This window comes from Pseudomonas sp. SCA2728.1_7, from assembly GCF_018138145.1.
GTDB lineage: Bacteria > Pseudomonadota > Gammaproteobacteria > Pseudomonadales > Pseudomonadaceae > Aquipseudomonas > Aquipseudomonas koreensis_A.
In genome coordinates, this window is the sequence record NZ_CP073104.1 from 1,330,630 (window position 1) to 1,349,022 (window position 18,393).

Here is an 18,393-nt window from a genome sequence, read left to right on the forward strand (position 1 = left end):
AAGGAGTCTGCTTTTGAACATTGAACAACTGCGCGCCGACACTCCTGCCGTCGCGCAACTGATCCACTTCAACAATGCCGGCGCGGCGCTGATGCCCGCGCCGGTGATCGAAACGATGACCCGTCATATTCAGCTTGAAGCGACTTTGGGCGGCTACGAAGCCGCCGGGCAACAATCGGCTGAAGTGGAAAATGTCTACGCCGCTATCGGGCAATTGATCAACGCTCAGCCTGACGAAATTGCGGTGATCGAGAACGCGACCCGCGCTTGGGACATGGCGTTCTATTCGTTACCGCTGCAACCCGGCGATGTGGTGCTGACATCGACCACCGAATACGCCGGCAACTACATTCCTTATCTGCAAATGAAGCAGCGGCGCGGTATCGAGATTCGGGTCATTCCTAACGATGAACACGGCCAGGTTTCCCTGTCGGCACTAACGACCATGCTCGAGGATGATCGGGTCGCGCTGATCTCGCTGCCGGTGATAGCCACCAATGGCGGCCCGGTGCAGCCCATCGAGCAGATTGGCGCTCTCGCCCGTGCGGCTGGCGTGCTGTTTCTGCTCGATGCCTGTCAGGGTGTCGGGCAGATGCCGATCGACGTGCAGAAAATCGGCTGCCACATGCTCGCTGCCACCAGCCGCAAATACCTGCGTGGACCGCGCGGGATGGGTTTTTTGTATGTCGAAAAGTCTCTGTGCCAGAACCTTGAGCCGGCGTTTCTCGACTTGCATGCTGCCTCATTGCAGGACGCCGAGACGTTCGAAATCCGCGCCGATGCCCGACGCTTCGAGAACTGGGAATGCAACGTCGCCGCCAAACTCGGTCTCGGTGCGGCAGTGGAATACGCGCTGGCGCAAGGCATCGAACCGATGTGGCTGCGGATTCAGCAACTGGCAGATTACCTGCGCCGACAACTGGCAGATATTCCTGGTATCACGCCGCGAGACCTCGGAGTGCAGAAGTCCGGCATCGTCACGTTTACGCATCGCGACAGCAGCGCCGCACACGTTCAGCAGTGGCTGGCCGGCCAGGAAAAGCGCATCAACGTCAGCACATCGACCTTGCACTCGACTTTGCTCGACATGCAGCACAGGGACTTGCCGGAAGTCAGCCGTGCCTCGTTGCATGCGTACAACACCGAGGCGGAAATCGACACGATGATTGCTGCGCTGAGCCGTCTGCCGAGAGTCTGAAGCGGAAAACAATCGGCGCTTGCGTCGCAGCGGCTTTGTAAACTAGCATTGGGAATACTTCTCAATTGCATGAAAATCTGCAGCCATGAGCGAAACCCTTCCCGCGAATAATGCCAATCACCTGCGCGCGATCGAAGCCCTGTACAGCGGCCATCACGGCTGGCTGTACGCGACGCTGAGAAAAAAACTGGGAAACGCCATGGATGCGGCGGATCTGGCGCAGGACACCTTCACGCGCATCCTTGCCTCCCAGGTCACCGTCATTGAGCAGCCGCGCGCGTATCTGAGCTGCGTGGCCAAAGGCATTCTGGTCAACTGGTATCAACGCAAGGCGCTGGAACGTGCCTACCTGGACGCCCTCGCCCATGTGCCGGCGCCGGAAGTGCCTTCGCCGGAATTGCGTTTCATGGTGCTGGAAACCCTGCACGAAATCGACGCAATGCTCGATGCCCTGCCGCCGCTGGTCAAACGCGCCTTTCTGTTGTCGCAGATCAGCGGGCTGAAATACGACGACATTGCCGAGCAGCTGGGCGTGTCGCTGATCACCGTCAAACGCTACATGAAGCAAGCCTTCGTGCAGTGCCTGTTGCTGGTGGAGTGAATGCTCAGCCGCCGCCATGAGCCGCACCTCGATCACCAGGCCCTGGAAGAAGCCGCCGACTGGTTGATCCGCATGAGTGAAGGCGAACTCAGCGACAGCGAGCGCGGCGAATGGGAATACTGGAAAGCCAGCACCCCCGAGCGCGGTCGTGCCTGGGCGCGGGCGCAGTTGTTGCAGAGCAAACTCGGCGGCCTGCCACCATCCTTGGCGATGTCCGCACTCGATCGCCCGAGCAGCCCGGAGCGCCGTGCGGCGCTGGGCAAACTGGCGATGATTCTGGCCATCCTGCCGGCCGGTTGGGGCAGCTGGAAGCTGGCAGAGTCGCAGCAATGGTCAGCCGACTACCGCACTGCGATCGGCCAGCAACGCGAGCTGACCCTGGCCGACGGCTCGAAAATCACCCTGAACACCGACACCGCCATCGACGTGCTGTTCGACGCCAATCAACGCCTCATTCACCTGCGTGAAGGCGAAATACTGGTGCAGACCGCGCCGGACATTTCACCGTTGGCGCGACCGTTTCTGGTCAGCACCCGTCAAGGTCGGATGCAGGCGCTGGGCACGCGTTTCACCGTGCGCGAACTGCAACCGCGCACCCACCTCGCCGTGCTGGAAGGCGCGGTCAAAGTCGAGCTCGCGGACAATCGCCAGACCACGCCGCTGATCGTCAACGCCGGTCAACGCACCGACTTCTCGTCCCACACCTTTGGCCAGCTCAGCGTTGCCGACCGTTATGTCGGTGCCTGGACGCAAGGCATGCTGATGGCCGACAAGATGCGCCTGGCCGACTTCGTCGAGGAACTGACACGCTATCGCCGCGGTTTCGTACGCCTCGATCCGGCGCTTGCCGATCTGCGCATTTCCGGCGCCTACCCGATCAGCGACAGCCAGCGCACCCTGAACATGCTGGCGCAAACCTACCCGATCCTCGTCAGCGGCCATTTGAATGGCTACTGGGTCATGCTTTCCCCGGCCTGAGTGAAAAAATAATTGCCGCTGCGGTGATACTTTTTTCGATCTCGACTGGCTATTGGGGAGAAGCACCTTTTCGTCCTGTTCATAGGCTCATTCATCCATGCTTGCCGCACGCCACCTGCGCCCGGAACGTCAGCTCAAACCCGTTGTTCGCAGTGCGTTGCTAAGCCTTGTCCTGATCGGTGCCGTTTGCCCGTTTGCCTTGGCCGCCGTGCCGGTGCAACTGGACGCTGTCGCGGTTCGTGCCTACAACATTCCCGCCGGGCCGCTGGGTGCGACCCTGTCGAGCTTCGCCGTGGACGCCAACATTGCCCTGTCGTTCGAGCCCTCGCTGGCCGAAGGCCTGACCAGCCCTGCGCTGATCGGTAATTACTCGACGCAGGAGGCGGTCAATCGCTTGCTGGCTGGCAGTGGCCTGGACATGGTCTTGCGCAGTGACGGCAGCTACACGCTGGTGCCGCGCCGGGTGACGCTGGATGAAACATCGATCATCGGCACCGAAAAGCGCGCCGATTCCCTGCCAGAAGTGTATGTAGGTGGCCAGGTGGCCAACGGCGGGCGCCTGGGCATTCTTGGCAATACGGATGTCATGGACGCCCCCTTCAGTATCAGCACCTACACCTCGGCGCTGATCAAGGATCAACAGGCCGTCACCGTCGGCGATGTGCTGGAACGTGATTCTTCGGTGCGCTCCACCGGGCAGACCGGAGGGATTGTCGACTCGTTCTTCATCCGTGGCTTTCCCGTCGGCGAAGGCAACCTCGGTGAACTGGCCTTCGACGGCGTTTACGGTGTGGCGCCCAACTATCGGGTTTTCACCGAATACGCCGAGCGCATCGAACTGGTCAAAGGCCCCGGCGCCCTGCTCTATGGCATGTCACCCAACAACGCGGTGGGTGGCGTGATCAACGTGGTGCCGAAACGCTCCCTCGATGAAGACCTGACCCGTTTCACCGCCAGTTACGCCATGGATGCTCAGGCCGGTGGCCATCTCGATGTCAGTCGGCGCTTCGGTGAAGAGCGCCGTTTTGGCGTGCGCTTCAACGGCAGTACGCAACTGGGCAACACGGCGATCGACGATCAATCGCGCCACGTCGACATCGGCGCGATTTCCCTCGACTATCAGGGCGAACGCCTGCGCACGACCTTCGACTGGCTCAACCAGAAAGAAAGCTTCGACGCCGCTTCGCGGCCGTTCCTGATTGCTCCGGGCGTGGACATTCCTTCCGCCGCCAACGGTCGCAGCAACGTCAGTCAGGATTGGGGCTGGTCGAAAACCCGTGACAAATCGGCGCTGCTCAGCGGCGAATATGACCTCAGCGACGCATTGACGGTGTTCGCCCATGCCGGCGGCGGCAAATCCGATGTGGCACGAATGTCCGACCAGACGCCGACCATTATCAATGCCGCTGGCGACACCTCGTCGATCCCCGGTTACTACAAGTTCGAAGTCGAGCGTTACACCGTTGATGCCGGTGCGCGGCTGCGCTTCGATACCGGGCCGATCAGTCACCGCACCACCGTGCAGGTCAGTCGCTATCGCGATGTGTTGTCGCGCGGGATCATTTCCGGCGCACCGATTCTGTCGAACATTTATCACCCGGTGGATCGCCCGCAACCTTACATTCCCAAGCCGGATACGCCGAAGGTCTCGCAGAGCGAACTGACTGGCGTGGCGCTTGCCGACACGCTGTCGATTCTCGATGACCGCGCGCAGGTAACCCTCGGCTTGCGCAAACAGAACATCAAATCCGACAACTACAACGCCGCCGGCGTGGTGACCACGTCCTACGACGACGGCCGGACGACCCCGTTGTTCGGCGCGGTGATCAAGCCTTGGGATCACGTTTCGTTCTACTACAACTACCTCGAAGGGCTGAGCAAGGGCGACATCGCGCCTTCCACCGCGTCCAACGCCGGCGAGATCTTTGCCCCTTATGTTTCCCGCCAGCATGAACTCGGAGTCAAAGCCGACTACGGCACGTTCACCTCCACCATCAGCCTGTTTCAGATCACCAAACCCAGCGGCGAACTGGCCTCCGGAGTGTTCTCGGTGCAGGGCGAACAACGCAATCGCGGGCTGGAGCTGAACGTGTTCGGCGAAGTCACGCCGGGCACTCGCCTGCTCGGCGGCGTGACCCTGCTCAATGCCGAACTGACGAAAACCGGCGTGGCCGCCAACCGCGGCAACAAACCGGTCGGCGTGCCCGAGGTTCAGGCCAACCTCTGGGCCGAATGGGACACCTCATGGCTCGATGGCCTGACGCTGACCGGTGGCGCGATCCACACCGGCAGCCAGTACGTAAACCAGGCCAACACACAAAAACTCGATGACTGGACGCGCTTCGATGTCGGCGCCCGCTACAGCACGCGCATCGATGATCGACCGACCACGTTTCGCGCCACCGTGCAGAACGTGTTCGATCACGAGTACTGGTCGGGCGTCGCTTCCTACGGCGCGTTCTCCCAAGGCTCACCGCGCACCTTATTACTGTCGGCGACTGTCGATTTCTGAAACGTTCAGCCGGCCAGCGGTGTGAGCCGTTGGCCGAACTGACCTTTGCAAAGGCTTTGACCATGGTGATTTTCGATCGACGCAGCCTCGCGATGGCTGCGCTGTTACTGGCAGGACTGCTGAGCCTGTCTGCGCTGGCGCCGCGCAACGCAAACGCCAGCGAAGCGGATACGGCGCGCACCGAAGTGACCGATCTGCTCGGGCGCAAGGTCAAGGTGCATCTGCCGGTCAGACGGGTCATCCTCGGTGAAGGCCGGCAGTTGTATCTGCTCGCCGCGCTGGACACACAGAATCCGATCGAACGCATCGTCGGCTGGCGCAAGGACCTGATCCAGTCCGACCCGGACACCTACAATGCCTACCTGCGCAAATTCCCCGGCATTGCCAAAATCCCCACCTTCGGCGGCTTTGAAGACGGCACCTTTGATATCGAACAAGCGATCTCGCAGCGCCCGGATGTGATCATCCTCAATATCGAAGCGCAGCACGCCACCGAAGATGCGCGCTACATCGAGAAGCTCGACGCTTTGGGCATCCCGGTGGTGTACGTCGACTTTCGCAACAACCCGATGCAGAACACCGAACCGACCATGCGCCTGTTCGGCAAACTGTTCGGTAAAGAGCAACGCGCCGAAGCCTTCATTGATTTTCGCAACCAGCAGATTCACCGCGTCACCGACGTGATCGAGAAACAGCACCCACCGCGTCCAAGCGTGTTCATCGAGCGCATCGGCGGCTACACCGATGATTGCTGCCTGAGTTTCGGCAACGAGAATTTTGGCCTGTTTGTCGACATGGCCGGCGGCAACAACATCGCCCGGGGGATCATCCCGACCACGTTCGGCCAGTTGAATCCCGAGCAGGTCATCGTCGCCAATCCGGCGCACGTGGTGGTCACCACGGCCAACTGGGAAGCCTTTGCACCCGGCGGTCATTGGGTCGGTGTCGGGCCAGGCGCCGACATGAACCAGGCGCGAAAAAAACTCGCGTGGTATACGCAGCGTCCGGCCTACGCCGGGATCAAGGCTCAGGAGACACAAGCCTTCCACGCCATCTGGCATCAGTTCTACAACAGCCCCTACCAGTTCGTGGCCATTCAGCAATTGGCCAAATGGTTTCACCCGGAGCTGTTCGCCGATCTCGACCCGGACGCCTCCTTCCGCGAACTGCACGAGCGTTTTCTGCCCGTGCCGTATGAGTCGGGCTACTTCGTCAGCCTGCGCAATACTGAGGTCAAACCATGAGTTCGTTGACCGACACCGTCGAGGTGCAGCGCGAAACCTACCGTCGACTGGTGCTGCGTAAACGCCTGATCCTCGCCGGGCTGGTGGTTCTGTTGCTGTGCAGTGTGCTGCTCGATCTGGCACTGGGCCCGGCGAGTTACAGTTTCAGCGAAGTGCTCGGCGCCCTGTTTTCGCCGGACAGTGCTTCGCCACAAGTGCGCGTGGTGATGTGGGACATTCGTCTGCCGGTGGCACTGATGGCGGTGGCCGTTGGCGCGGCGTTATCGCTGGCCGGCGCGCAGATGCAGACCATCCTCAACAACCCGCTGGCCAGTCCGTTCACCTTGGGCATTTCCGCCGCCGCCAGTTTCGGCGCGGCGCTGGGCCTGGCCTTCGGTGTGGCGTTGTTCCCGCTGGCCGCGCAGTTCATGGTGCCGCTCAACGCCTTCATCATGGCCATGCTCTCGGCGCTGTTGATTCACTTCCTGAGCATGCGCCGTGGCGTCACTGCCGAAACCATCGTGCTACTCGGCATCGCATTGGTGTTCACCTTCAATGCGCTGCTGGCGCTGGTGCAGTTCTTCGCCACCGAACAAGCCGTCGCTGCCGTGGTGTTCTGGACCATGGGCAGCCTGACCAAAGCCACCTGGCCGAAACTCGGGGTGATCTGCCTGGTGATCCTGATCACCCTGCCGATTTTCGCCAAACGCGCCTGGGCCTTGACCGCCCTGCGTCTGGGCGACGACAAGGCTGCCAGTTTCGGCATCAACGTGCGCAGCTTGCGCTTTCAGACGCTGATCATGGTCAGCCTGCTCGCCTCGTTCCCCGTGGCCTTCGTCGGCACCATCGGCTTTATCGGACTGGTCGGCCCGCACATCGCGCGCATGCTGATCGGTGAAGATCAGCGCTTCTTTTTGCCGGCCTCCTTGCTCACCGGTTCGTTGATTCTCTCGGCCAGTTCGGTGGTCAGCAAAACCCTGATCCCCGGCGCGATTTTCCCCATCGGCGTGGTCACCTCGCTGATCGGCGTGCCGTTCTTCATTTCACTGATTCTCGGCGGGAAGAAAAACTCATGGTGACGCTGCAACTGGACAATCTCGGCGCCCGCTACGGCCAGCGCGAGATCATTCGTGGTGTCTCGACGGCAACGTTTTCTGGCGGTCAGGTGGTTGCCGTGGTCGGGCCCAATGCGGCCGGCAAATCGACGTTGTTCAAACGCATGGCCGGGCTGATCGAAGGCCCCGGTCAGGTGATTTTGCAGGACTCGAAAAAAGGCCCGACGGGTATCAGCTACATGCCGCAGGGCCTGAACGCCAGTGCGCGTTTGACGGTGTACGAATCGGTGCTGCTGGCACGCAAGCAACTGACGCCGGGCTGGGTGGTCCATGATGATGAGCTGAAACTGGTCGACGAAATTCTCGCCGCGCTGGGCATCACCGGGCTGTCGTTTCGTAACCTTGGTGAACTCAGCGGCGGTCAGCAGCAGTTGGTCTCCATCGCCCAGACGCTGGTGCGCGAACCGGAAATCCTGCTGATGGACGAACCGACCAGCGCCCTCGACATGCATCGACAAGTGCAAGTGCTGAACTTCATGCGCAGCCTCGCGCGCAAACGCGAGGTGATTGTGTTCATTGCCATCCATGATCTGAATCAGGCGTTGCGCTTCGCCGATCAGGTGCTGGTGATTGCTGATGGCACCAGTCAGGGCAGCGGCCCGAGCAGTGAAGTGATCACCGAACAGATGCTGCGCGATGTCTACAAGGTCGAGGCGCGGATCGAGCAGTGCAGCCGGGGGCTGCAGCATATTCTCATCGACGATATCGTTTGATCTGCGGCAATCACGGATCGACTTGCGCCATCAGCTCTGGCACCGATTCCGGGCGCTTGGCATAGCGCTGAGCGAGCACCGCACAGACCATCAACTGAATCTGATGGAACAGCATCAGCGGCAGAATCAGCACGCCGATGGTGCTGCCGGCAAACAACACCTGCGCCATCGGCACGCCGGTGGCCAGGCTCTTTTTCGAACCGCAGAACAAAATGGTGATGCGGTCTTCCTGGCTGAAGCCAAAGGCCTTGCCGAGCAACGTCGACGCCAACAGCACCAGCGCCAGCAGAATGCAGCAGACCACCACCAATCCCAGCAGATCAACGACCGGAATCTGATGCCAGATACCTTCGTTGACGGCCTCGCTGAATGCGCCGTAGACCACCAGCAAAATCGACCCCTGATCAACGAACTTCAGCCAGTTCTTGTTGCGCCCGACCCACGCGCCGATCCAGCGCCGAGCGATCTGCCCGGCAATGAATGGCAGGAGCAATTGCACGCTGATTTTCAGGATCGCATCCAGCGTCGAACCACCATCACCGTGGACGTTGAGCAGCAGCGTCACCAACAGCGGCGTGAGGAAAATCCCGAACAGGCTCGATGCCGCCGCGCTGCAGATCGCCGCCGGGATATTGCCGCGCGCCAGCGAGGTGAAAGCAATCGCCGACTGCACCGTGGCCGGCAGTGCGCACAGGTAGAGCATGCCCATGTACAGCTTGTCGCCGATCAGCGGTGACAGCAGCGGTTTCAGCGCCAGGCCCAGTAACGGGAAAAGGACAAACGTCAGGCCGAACACCAGCAAATGCAGGCGCCAGTGGCCGGCGCCGGCGATGATCGACTCACGAGACAGTTTGGCGCCATGCAGGAAAAACAGCAGCGCGATGGCGATGTTGGTCAGCCAGCCGAAGCCGACCGCGACCTGGCCGCTGGCCGGCAGGAAACTGGCCAGCAGCACGACGCCGATCAGCGTCAGGGTAAAGTTGTCGGGCAAAAAGCGGGGGCGAGTCATGGTCGGTTCATCCGGGGGTTGCCAGTGCGTGCCGACGACTCTAACGTGACTGCCAATTACCGACTAACGCCGAAGGGCCACAAGATGCCGCCTAAAGGACATGACAAAAGCGTGCGGCGCAGCATTCCCGGGCTGCCCAGCCTGCCGCGCCCACTCTACGGGCGCACCGAATCGCTGCCCAATCGCGCCCTGACCCGGCGCCATAGTCACCCGTGGGTGCAGTTGTCCTACGCGATTCAGGGTGTGCTGGAAATCCAGACCAGCGTCGGCCGTTTCGTCGCCCCGCCGGAGCGCGCCGTGTGGATCCCGGCCGGTGTGCCGCATAGGGTATTCAGCTCCCCACACACGGAAATGCGCAGCCTGTACATCGATTGCAGCGTCGCCGGATGGGCGCTTGAGCGTTGTCATGTGCTCGGCGTCAGCGATCTGCTCAGGGAACTGATCCGCGCGTTCAGTCAGGTTCCGGTGGAATACGACCAGAGCGGCCCGCATGGCCGCCTCGCCCAGGTCATCCTCGATCAACTGGCCGAAGCGCCGCAGATCGACTTGATGCTGCCGTTGCCGCAAGACGTGCGCTTAAAGCAGATCTACCAGAGCCTGGAACACCATCCGGAACAGCAAACCACGCTGAGCCACTGGAGCGAAAAGTTCGGCGTCACCGAAAAGACCCTCACCCGCCTGTTTCTGCGCGACACCGGCCTGACCTTCCGCGCCTGGCGCCAGCGCTTGCGCCTGCTCGGTGCGCTGACACCGTTGGAGAAAGGTGAACGCGTCACCGATGTTGCGCTGGCCTGTGGTTACGACTCGACGTCGGCGTTTATCGCGGCGTTTCGTCAGCAGTTTGGTGAAACGCCGGGAGAGTTTTTTCGCTGATCAGCGATCCGCCAGTTCTTCCAGCAAGTCCGCTGACGGCACGAAATACAGGCTACCAGTCACGGCCGTGCTGAAATCCAGCAACTTGTCGTAATTACCCGGTGGCTTGCCGACGAACATGTTTTCCAGCATCTGCTCCATCGGCTCCGGCGAGCGTGCGTAGCCGATGAAGAAGGTGCCGAACTCCCCTGCTCCTGGCCGGCCGAACGGCATGTTGTCACGGAGGATTTTCACTTCCTCGCCGGCAGCGTTGGTGATGGTGGTCAGCGCACTGTGCGAGTTGCTCGGTTTGACCGCGTCATCCAGTTCAATATCGGACAGCTTGGTGCGACCAATCACGCGTTCCTGAGCTTCAACGCTCAAACCGTTCCACGCGGTCATGTTGTGCAGGTATTTCTGCACCAACACGTAACTGCCGCCGCTGAAACCCGGATCTTCGTCACCGACGATGGTGAAGTTGAGCGCTTTGCGCCCGACCGGGTTTTCCGTGCCGTCGACAAAACCGATGATGCTGCGCATGTCGAAATAGCGGAAACCTTGCACTTCGTCGACCACCGTCACCGCATCGCCGAGAACCGCCATGATTTGCGTGGCCAGTTCAAAACACAGGTCCATTTGATCGGCGCGAATGTGTAGCAAGAGGTCACCCGGGGTTGCCGGAGCGTGCCGCCCTTCCCCGCCAAACTCACGGAAACCATGCAGTGACGCTGGTCGTGGATGGCCGAACAGGCGATCCCAGGCGTTCGAGGAAAAGCCGCAGATGCAGGTCAGATTGCCGGTCGGTACGCGCTTGCCGACCGAACGCACCAGCCCGGCGACATCGCCGCACCAGTCTTTCACGGTTTGCGCCGCTTCAGCCCCCGCATTCAGCGTCGCGACGATGAAAATCGCGCTGCTGGTGATCGGACTGCACACCGCTTGAGGTTCGAGAATGTCGGTATTCATCGTTGAAAACATTGCTCCGTAAAAAGTGCCCGAGCTGTCAACGAGGGCGGATAGTTCGTTTTTATCGAACTGTTGCGCAGAAATAAACGATTTTTCTTTGCCGCAAAGTCGTCGCTAGCATGGCCTCGTCTGACCCCAATCCAAGAATAGACAGGGAGCGTGACATGCCAGCCACAAACATCAATATCGGCGAACCGTGGATGTGGGGCGCCTTCATCGTCTTCGTGCTTGCCATGCTGGCATTGGACCTGTTCGTCTTCGGTGGACGCAAGGCGCATCGGGTGTCAGTGCGCGAAGCCTTGTCCTGGGTCATCGCCTGGTGCCTGTTGGCGCTGAGTTTCGCCGCCCTGCTCTGGTGGTATCTGCACGGTGCGTTCGGTGCCGAGATCGCCCGGGAAAAAACCCTCGAATTCCTCACCGGTTATCTGATCGAGCAATCGCTGTCGATCGACAACATGTTCGTCTTCGTGATGATCTTCAGCTACTTCGCCGTACCGCCCGAATTGCAGCGGCGAGTGCTGCTGTACGGCGTGCTCGGGGCGATCGTAATGCGCGCGGTGATGATTTTTGCCGGGGTGTGGCTGGTGTCGCAGTTTGAATGGCTGCTGTATGCGTTCGGCGTGTTCCTGATCTTCACCGGGATCAAGATGCTGGTGTTTGCCGACCACCAGCCGGACCTGGACAAGAATCCGTTGCTGCGCTGGGTGCGCGGGCATATGCGCATCACCAGCGGGTTTCATGGCGAACGGTTTTTCGTCCTGCAAAACGGCGTGCGCTGGGCCACGCCGATGTTTCTGGTGCTGGTGCTGATCGAGGCCAGTGACCTGATGTTCGCGGTCGACAGCATCCCGGCGATCTTCGCCGTGACGACTGACCCGTTCATTGTCTTCACGTCGAATATCTTCGCGATCATGGGATTACGCGCGCTGTATTTTCTGCTGGCGGACATGGCTGACCGCTTTCACTTGCTCAAGTATGGGCTGGCGATTGTGCTGGTGTTTATCGGTGGAAAGATGGTGTTGATGCCGTGGCTGCACATGCCGGTGGAGTGGTCGTTGGCGGTGGTGGGTGGGGTGATCCTCGGCTCGGTTTTGCTGAGCCTTGTCATCACCCGAAATGCTGAACGCAGCACCGAATGACACACCACAAAACACTGTGGGAGCGAGCCTGCTCGCGATAGCGGTGTGTCAAACGACGCGATGTTGACTGATCTGGCGCTATCGCGAGCAGGCTCACTCCTACAGGGGGAGCGGTGTTATTTGTCAGATTTGATACTGGTCCATACGCGAGTACGCACGCGCTCAAGTTTCTGCGGCAACGGTTGCACGACGTAGAGGTTTTTCAGCGCTTCCGGGGTCGGCGTCAGGTTCGGGTTGTCGGTGATTTCCTTGTTGATCAGCGGCATCGAATCTTTGTTCGCATTCGGGTAGCCGAGGAAGTCGCTGATCGGCGCGATCACCTTCGGGTCGAGCAGGTTGTTGAGGAATTCATGCGCCTCGGTGACGTTCTTCGCGCTTTTCGGAATGGCGAAGGTGTCGAACCAGATCGGCGCGCCTTCCTTCGGCAAGCGCCAGTCGACCACCACACCGTTGCCCGCCTCTTTGGCGCGGTTGCCGAACTGGTAGAAGCTGCCGGAGTAACCGATGGCCACGCAGATGTCACCGTTGGCGATGTCGGTCATGTACTTGGCCGAGTTGAAGTAGGTCACGTACGGACGAACCTTGAGCATCAACTCCTTGGCTTTTTCATAATCGGCGGGGTTCTGGCTGTTCGGGTCGAGGCCCAGATAATGCAGGGCCAGCGGCAGGATTTCCGTCGGCGAATCGAGCATCGCCACGCCGCAGGATTTGAGCTTTTCCATGTTCTCCGGTTTGAACACCAGATCCCAGCTGTCCACCGGCGCGTTGTCGCCCAATGCAGCCTTGACCTTGGCCGGGTTGAAGCCGATCAGCACGGTGCCGACCATGTAGGGGACGCCGTACTGGTTGCCCGGATCGTTCTTGCCCAGCAGTTTCAACAGTTCCGGGTCCTGGTGGCTCCAGTTCGGCAGTTTCGATTTATCCAGTTTCTGAAACACGCCAGCCTTGATCTGCGTTTCGAGGAACTGGTTCGACGGCACCACCAGGTCGTAACCGGAGTTGCCGGTCAGCAGTTTGGCTTCCAGGGATTCGTTGGTGTCGAAGGTATCCCAAGTCACTTTGATGCCGCTTTTGGCGGCGAAATCCTTGGGCACGGACGGCAGGATGTAGTCCGCCCAGTTGTACACGCGCAGTTCGCGTTGCTCAGCCTGGACGGCCCCGGCCAACAGCGTCAGCCCACACACAGTGGCACCCAGAATGCGTTTCATCGTGACCATGGTTGTTCCCCAAAAGGCAGCGTGAGTTCGATGGTTTTTATGTTCTGTACACGGCAGCGGCTGTAAAGGTAGCCAAGGGTAAAAAAGGTTCAGCGTCTGGTTATGGTTTTGATTCTTGCTGACAGCGTAGCTGGAGCACAGTGGGGGATGGGCCAAAAGGGGATCGATGTGGCCAATTTGATTGACCGCCGGGATGCGGAAACAACAATGCCCGGCACTTGGCCGGGCATTGTCGAGTAACGGATCAGCTCAGTCGGTGTAACCCAATCTCGCCGCCCTGCTCTGCTGTGTCTGGCTGCGTGTTGCCAAGCAGTAATACAACGGCACGGTGACAACCAGGCCCACCAGCCAGGACAAGTCCGCACCCTCGACCAGATTGGCGTAGGGCCCGACGTATAGCGAGGTGTTGGCGAACGGCAACTGCACAATAATGCCGATGAAGTAGGCAATGATCGCGTGCAGGTTGAAGCGCCCGTAAACCCCGCCGTCGGCGCGGAAGATCGAGGTGATGTCGTAGCAGCCGCGCTTGATCAGGTAGAAGTCGATCAGGTTGATCGACGCCCACGGCACCAGCACCAGCAGCAGTGCCAGAATCAAACCGATGAACTCGGAAATGAAATCCGCCGACGCACCCAGCGCAACCACGCAGCAGCCCGCCAGTACTACGCTCGACAACACTACGCGCACCTTGATACTCGGCGTCCATTGGCTGGCGAAAGTCTGTATCGAGGTGATGATCGAGAGCACCGCGCCATACAGATTCAGCGCGTTGTGGCTGATGATATTGAGCAGGAACAGCACCATCAGAATCGGCCCGAGCCAACCGGTCGACTGCTTGACCGCGACCATCGCTTCAGTGCCTTCCGGGGTCGCCAGCACCGCCACGGCGCCAAAGCTGAACGACAGAATCGTGCCCAGCGTCGCGCCCAGATAGGTCGCCCAAAACGGCTTGGCAATGCCGATATCCGCAGGCAAGTAACGCGAGTAATCGGAGACGTACGGCGAAAAACTGATCTGCCAGATAATCCCCAGCGACACCGTCGCCAGCCAACCGGACAGGTTGAAACTGCCGCGAGTGAGAAAGTCCGTCGGCAAGTCATGGGCAAAGATATAGATGAACCCGGCCAGCAACGCGCTGCCCATCACCCAGGTGCCAATGCGGTTCAGCGTGTGGATGAAGTTGTAGCCGATCACACCGATCGCCGTAGCTGCCAGTGCACCGATCAGAATGCTCAGCGGCGCCGGCACCGACGGCGCAATGCCGACGATGGATTTACCGGCCAGCACGATGTTGGAAATGAAGAAACCGATGTAGATGATCGCCGCAAAAAACACGATCAACAGCGCGCCATAACGGCCGAACTGGCCGCGACTCTGGACCATTTGCGGAATGCCCATGCGCGGGCCTTGCGCCGACGCCAGGGCAATCACCACGCCGCCGATCATGTGCCCCAGCGCAATCGCCAGCAGCCCCCAGAGCAAATCGAGATGGAACACTTGAACCACCATGGCGCCGGTGACGATGGGCAGTGGCGCAATGTTGGTGCTGAACCAAAGGGTGAATAGGTCGCGGGCCTTCCCGTGGCGTTCCGCGAGTGGGACGTAGTCGACCGTATGGTTCTCGATCAACGGATCTTGCCGGGACATCTGGGACATATGCATGAACTCGAGTTTGTCTGTTCTTATCGTTGTATGAAGCCAAACCGGGGGGACTCTCTGGCCGCCCCTCAGATGCAGACCATATTATGGTATTCCAAACAATTCACAAGACTGATCCGTAGTTTGCGGCGCCAACTGATACGCCATCCTCGCTGAAACCGTGGCCTGCAGACCAGCCGAAAGCCCCGTAAATACTGAGTATCCGACGAACGCGGCACGTTTATCGGTTCAGCTTAAAAGGCCTTGCAAAGATCGAATACTGGTATACCATCAGACCAACAAACACATAAAAACAGCAACACATCACCCGAGGACCGACCAATGATCGATGCCGCCATCTACAAACAAGTCATGGGCTCGTTCCCGTCCGGCGTAACCGTCATCACCACTCTGGACGATGACGGTCAGATCGTCGGCCTGACCGCCAGCGCGTTCAGCTCGCTGTCGATGGACCCGGCGCTGGTGCTGTTCTGCCCCAACTACAGCTCCGATTCCTATCCGGTGTTGATCAAGAACAAACGCTTTGCCATCCACGTTCTGTCCGGCGGCCAGCAAAGCGAAGCCTACGCCTTCGCCCGCAAAGGCAAAGACAAGGCCCAAGGCATCGAGTGGACCTTGAGCGAACTGGGTAACCCGATCCTCGCCAACGCGACGGCTATCATCGAATGTGAGCTGTGGCGCGAATACGAAGGCGGCGACCACGCCATCATGGTCGGCGCGGTGAAGAATCTGATCGTTCCCGAGCAAATCGCCGGGCCGCTGGTGTATTGCCACGGCAAGATGGGCGCCCTGCCCGTCCTGGCCTGATCGTCAGATCCGCACAAATCAACTGTAGGAGTGAGCCTGCTCGCGATAGCGATTTATCCGATGTCGATGTTTTTTCTGACACACCGCCATCGCGAGCAGGCTCACTCCTACAAGTTTTGTAGCCTCAACAACAAAAAATCCGAGGAAGCGTCATGAAATTTTCCCTGTTCATCCACATGGAACGCTGGGACGAAAGCGTCAGCCACCGCCAACTGTTCGAAGACCTCACCGAACTGACCCTGATGGCCGAGGCCGGCGGTTTCAGCACCGTGTGGATCGGCGAACACCACGCGATGGAATACACCATCTCGCCGAGCCCGATGCCATTGCTCGCCTACCTCGCCGCGAAAACCACCACCATCCACCTCGGCGCCGGCACCATCATCGCGCCGTTCTGGCATCCGCTGCGGGTCGCCGGTGAATGTGCGCTGCTCGACGTGATCAGCAACGGTCGCATGGAAGTCGGCCTGGCCCGTGGCGCCTATCAGGTTGAATTCGATCGTATGGCCGGCGGCATGCCTGCCTCCAGCGGCGGCCAGGCATTGCGCGAAATGGTCCCGGTGGTCCGCGCCCTGTGGCAAGGCGACTACGCCCACGACGGCGACATCTGGAAATTCCCCACGTCCACCAGCGTGCCAAAACCAATTCAAAAGCCCAACCCGCCAATGTGGATCGCCGCCCGCGACCCGGATTCGCACAATTTCGCCGTGGCCAACGGCTGCAACGTGATGGTCACACCGCTGATGAAGGGCGACGAAGAAGTCCTCGACCTGAAGAACAAATTCCAGGCTGCGCGGGACAACAACCCAGACGTGCCGCGTCCGCAATTGATGGTGCTGCGCCATACCCACGTGCACACCGCTGACAATCCGGATGGCTGGAAAGTCGGCGCAAAAGCCATCTCACGTTTCTATCGCACCTTCGATGCGTGGTTCGGCAACAAGCAAACCCCGGTCAACGGCTTCCTCGCGCCAAGCCCGGAAGAGAAGTTCGCCGGCCGTCCGGAGTTTGAACTGGAGAGTCTGCACAAGACGGCGATGATCGGAACGCCGGAAGAGATCATTCCGCGGATCAAGTACTACCAGGAACTGGGCGTGGATGAGTTCAGTTTCTGGTGTGACAACAGCTTGCCGCATGAAGAGAAGAAGAAATCGCTGGAGCTGTTTATCAAGCATGTGGTGCCAGCGTTTCGCTGAGAACCGCGTAATTGAACAGCAATAAAAAGGGGCGAATTCATCGATATGAATTCGCCCCTTTTTTCGCTTGTCGGCAGGTGAACGCTACCCCTGAGCGGCGGTCTTTCGACTCCGGCGCGACTGCTTGAGATTGAAACGCAGCTTGCGCACCCCATGAACGATGCGCGGAAACCACAGCGTCCAGCGAGTGTGCAACATCACCCCGCAATCACGGCTGTCTTGCCGCGTCATCGAGGTGATCTGCTGTGGCAAGGGCACACCATACTTGATGCACTTGGTGATCAGTGCGTCGACATTGCGCTCCATGAAATTCAGCGCAACTTCGCGCCCGGCACTGAACGCAGCAATGTGCTTTTTCAACGCTGCCAGCGTGTCGCGATACGCGGCATAACTGCCCATCACGTACTCAACGTCCTTGTGGCTCTGCGTCAGCGAACCGCTCCTGACCCGTTGAAAGTAATAGTCCGCTGCCGTGGCAAAAGTGGCCTGGCTGTGCAGGTAAATATTCATGCTGAACACATGATCTTCATGCGCCCGCCCTTCCAGCCGGACCACAAAACGCTCGCACACCGAACGCTTGAAAATGTATTGCCACGTCGCCGCGTGGTACTTGCCGGACAAAATCAGATCCTGCAGCAAGTCGCGCCCCGCCTCGAACCAGCCATTGCGACTGGCAGCGGTGTTACGTCGCAACAGTTGCTTCTCGCCGTCCACTTCGGTGTAGGAACGCTTGGAAAAATAAAACAACTCAAGCGCGGCGTTGGCCTGCACCTGCTCCACCAGCGTCGAAAACAACTCCGGGCTGACCACATCGTCCGGGTCGCAAAAGAACACATACTCGCCGCTCGCCAACGCCAGACCATTGCGCCGGGCAGCGCCAACGCCCTGATTGACCTGGGTGACCACTTTGACTTCCGGGCGATGGCCAAAACCGGCTTCAATCACCGCGAGCGTGCCATCGGTCGAGCCGTCGTTGATCAAGATGATTTCATGCAACGGCACGGCTTGATTGATCAGCGAATCGAGGGTTTCAGCGATGTAGGACTCAACGTTGTACGTGGGGATGACGACGGAAATTTTCGGGACAGACACGTTGTTGAGCACCTGAAATGACGGCCTGGGCCGATACGGGATTGGTGAGGCAGGGTTGACGTGCGCGGCCGAAGGAAGGCACGTACTCGAATGATTCACGACACAGTGATGCCGTT

At 59.8% G+C, this 18,393-nt stretch carries 16 protein-coding genes; 11 read left to right on the top strand and 5 right to left on the bottom strand.

All coding sequences use genetic code 11. The features are described from left to right. Positions 1-13 precede the first annotated feature (13 nt). The 7 genes from KBP52_RS05810 to KBP52_RS05840 all read left to right on the top strand — a co-directional run bounded on the left by KBP52_RS05810 (position 14) and on the right by KBP52_RS05840 (position 8,340). On the top strand, positions 14-1,198 hold the full coding sequence (locus KBP52_RS05810) for an aminotransferase class V-fold PLP-dependent enzyme (RefSeq protein WP_212622328.1): 1,185 nt from the start codon (positions 14-16) through the stop codon (positions 1,196-1,198). Positions 1,199-1,283: 85 nt separating this feature from the next. Further along, positions 1,284-1,799, top strand: a complete 516-nt coding sequence (locus KBP52_RS05815) for a sigma-70 family RNA polymerase sigma factor (RefSeq protein ID WP_016987079.1) — start codon at positions 1,284-1,286, stop codon at positions 1,797-1,799. Continuing rightward, a complete protein-coding gene (locus tag KBP52_RS05820; protein WP_212622329.1) occupies positions 1,800-2,777 on the top strand; it encodes a FecR domain-containing protein in 978 nt (325 codons plus the stop codon). A gap of 97 nt (positions 2,778-2,874) precedes the next feature. Beyond that, a complete protein-coding gene (locus tag KBP52_RS05825; protein ID WP_212622330.1) occupies positions 2,875-5,289 on the top strand; it encodes a TonB-dependent receptor in 2,415 nt (804 codons plus the stop codon). Between the two features lie 62 nt (positions 5,290-5,351). Continuing rightward, the gene (locus KBP52_RS05830) at positions 5,352-6,533 is read left to right on the top strand and encodes an ABC transporter substrate-binding protein (protein WP_116029209.1); all 1,182 of its coding nucleotides are present in this window, start codon (positions 5,352-5,354) and stop codon (positions 6,531-6,533) included. Continuing rightward, a complete protein-coding gene (locus tag KBP52_RS05835; protein WP_077573294.1) occupies positions 6,530-7,591 on the top strand; it encodes an iron ABC transporter permease in 1,062 nt (353 codons plus the stop codon). The genes KBP52_RS05830 and KBP52_RS05835 overlap by 4 nt, the downstream gene beginning before the upstream one ends. Next, on the top strand, positions 7,585-8,340 hold the full coding sequence (locus tag KBP52_RS05840) for an ABC transporter ATP-binding protein (protein ID WP_212622331.1): 756 nt from the start codon (positions 7,585-7,587) through the stop codon (positions 8,338-8,340). Before KBP52_RS05835 ends, KBP52_RS05840 begins: the two co-directional genes overlap by 7 nt. A 10-nt stretch (positions 8,341-8,350) precedes the next feature. Here the strand turns inward: KBP52_RS05840 and KBP52_RS05845 are convergent, their stop codons facing one another. Beyond that, on the bottom strand, positions 8,351-9,349 hold the full coding sequence (locus KBP52_RS05845; protein WP_064587897.1) for a bile acid:sodium symporter family protein: 999 nt from the start codon (positions 9,347-9,349) through the stop codon (positions 8,351-8,353). An 84-nt stretch (positions 9,350-9,433) separates the two neighbouring features. On the opposite strand from KBP52_RS05845, the gene KBP52_RS05850 reads away from it, so the two are divergent. Next, a complete protein-coding gene (locus tag KBP52_RS05850) occupies positions 9,434-10,222 on the top strand; it encodes a helix-turn-helix transcriptional regulator (RefSeq protein WP_077573297.1) in 789 nt (262 codons plus the stop codon). Here KBP52_RS05850 and KBP52_RS05855 read toward each other — a convergent pair whose 3' ends face one another. After that, positions 10,223-11,167 carry a Dyp-type peroxidase gene (locus tag KBP52_RS05855; RefSeq protein WP_212622332.1) on the bottom strand — a complete coding sequence of 315 codons (945 nt, stop codon included), beginning with the start codon at positions 11,165-11,167 and terminating at the stop codon, positions 10,223-10,225. It lies immediately after the preceding gene. Positions 11,168-11,331: 164 nt separating this feature from the next. On the opposite strand from KBP52_RS05855, the gene KBP52_RS05860 reads away from it, so the two are divergent. Beyond that, complete coding sequence (locus tag KBP52_RS05860; protein WP_212622333.1) at positions 11,332-12,306, top strand: TerC family protein; 975 nt, start codon at positions 11,332-11,334, stop codon at positions 12,304-12,306. A gap of 116 nt (positions 12,307-12,422) precedes the next feature. Here the strand turns inward: KBP52_RS05860 and KBP52_RS05865 are convergent, their stop codons facing one another. Both KBP52_RS05865 and KBP52_RS05870 read right to left on the bottom strand, forming a co-directional pair. Next, complete coding sequence (locus KBP52_RS05865; protein WP_077573301.1) at positions 12,423-13,523, bottom strand: polyamine ABC transporter substrate-binding protein; 1,101 nt, start codon at positions 13,521-13,523, stop codon at positions 12,423-12,425. Between the two features lie 249 nt (positions 13,524-13,772). Continuing rightward, a complete protein-coding gene (locus KBP52_RS05870) occupies positions 13,773-15,179 on the bottom strand; it encodes a cytosine permease (protein WP_212622334.1) in 1,407 nt (468 codons plus the stop codon). A gap of 324 nt (positions 15,180-15,503) precedes the next feature. Between KBP52_RS05870 and KBP52_RS05875 the strand changes: the two genes are divergently transcribed. Next, positions 15,504-15,989: a flavin reductase family protein gene (locus tag KBP52_RS05875; protein WP_016987069.1), complete on the top strand. Its 486-nt coding sequence runs from the start codon at positions 15,504-15,506 to the stop codon at positions 15,987-15,989. A 152-nt stretch (positions 15,990-16,141) separates the two neighbouring features. After that, positions 16,142-17,185 (top strand): LLM class flavin-dependent oxidoreductase, encoded by a 1,044-nt coding sequence (locus KBP52_RS05880; RefSeq protein ID WP_212622335.1) that lies wholly within the window; start codon positions 16,142-16,144, stop codon positions 17,183-17,185. A gap of 84 nt (positions 17,186-17,269) precedes the next feature. Here the strand turns inward: KBP52_RS05880 and KBP52_RS05885 are convergent, their stop codons facing one another. Beyond that, complete coding sequence (locus KBP52_RS05885; protein WP_212622336.1) at positions 17,270-18,277, bottom strand: glycosyltransferase family 2 protein; 1,008 nt, start codon at positions 18,275-18,277, stop codon at positions 17,270-17,272. Positions 18,278-18,393 lie beyond the last annotated feature (116 nt).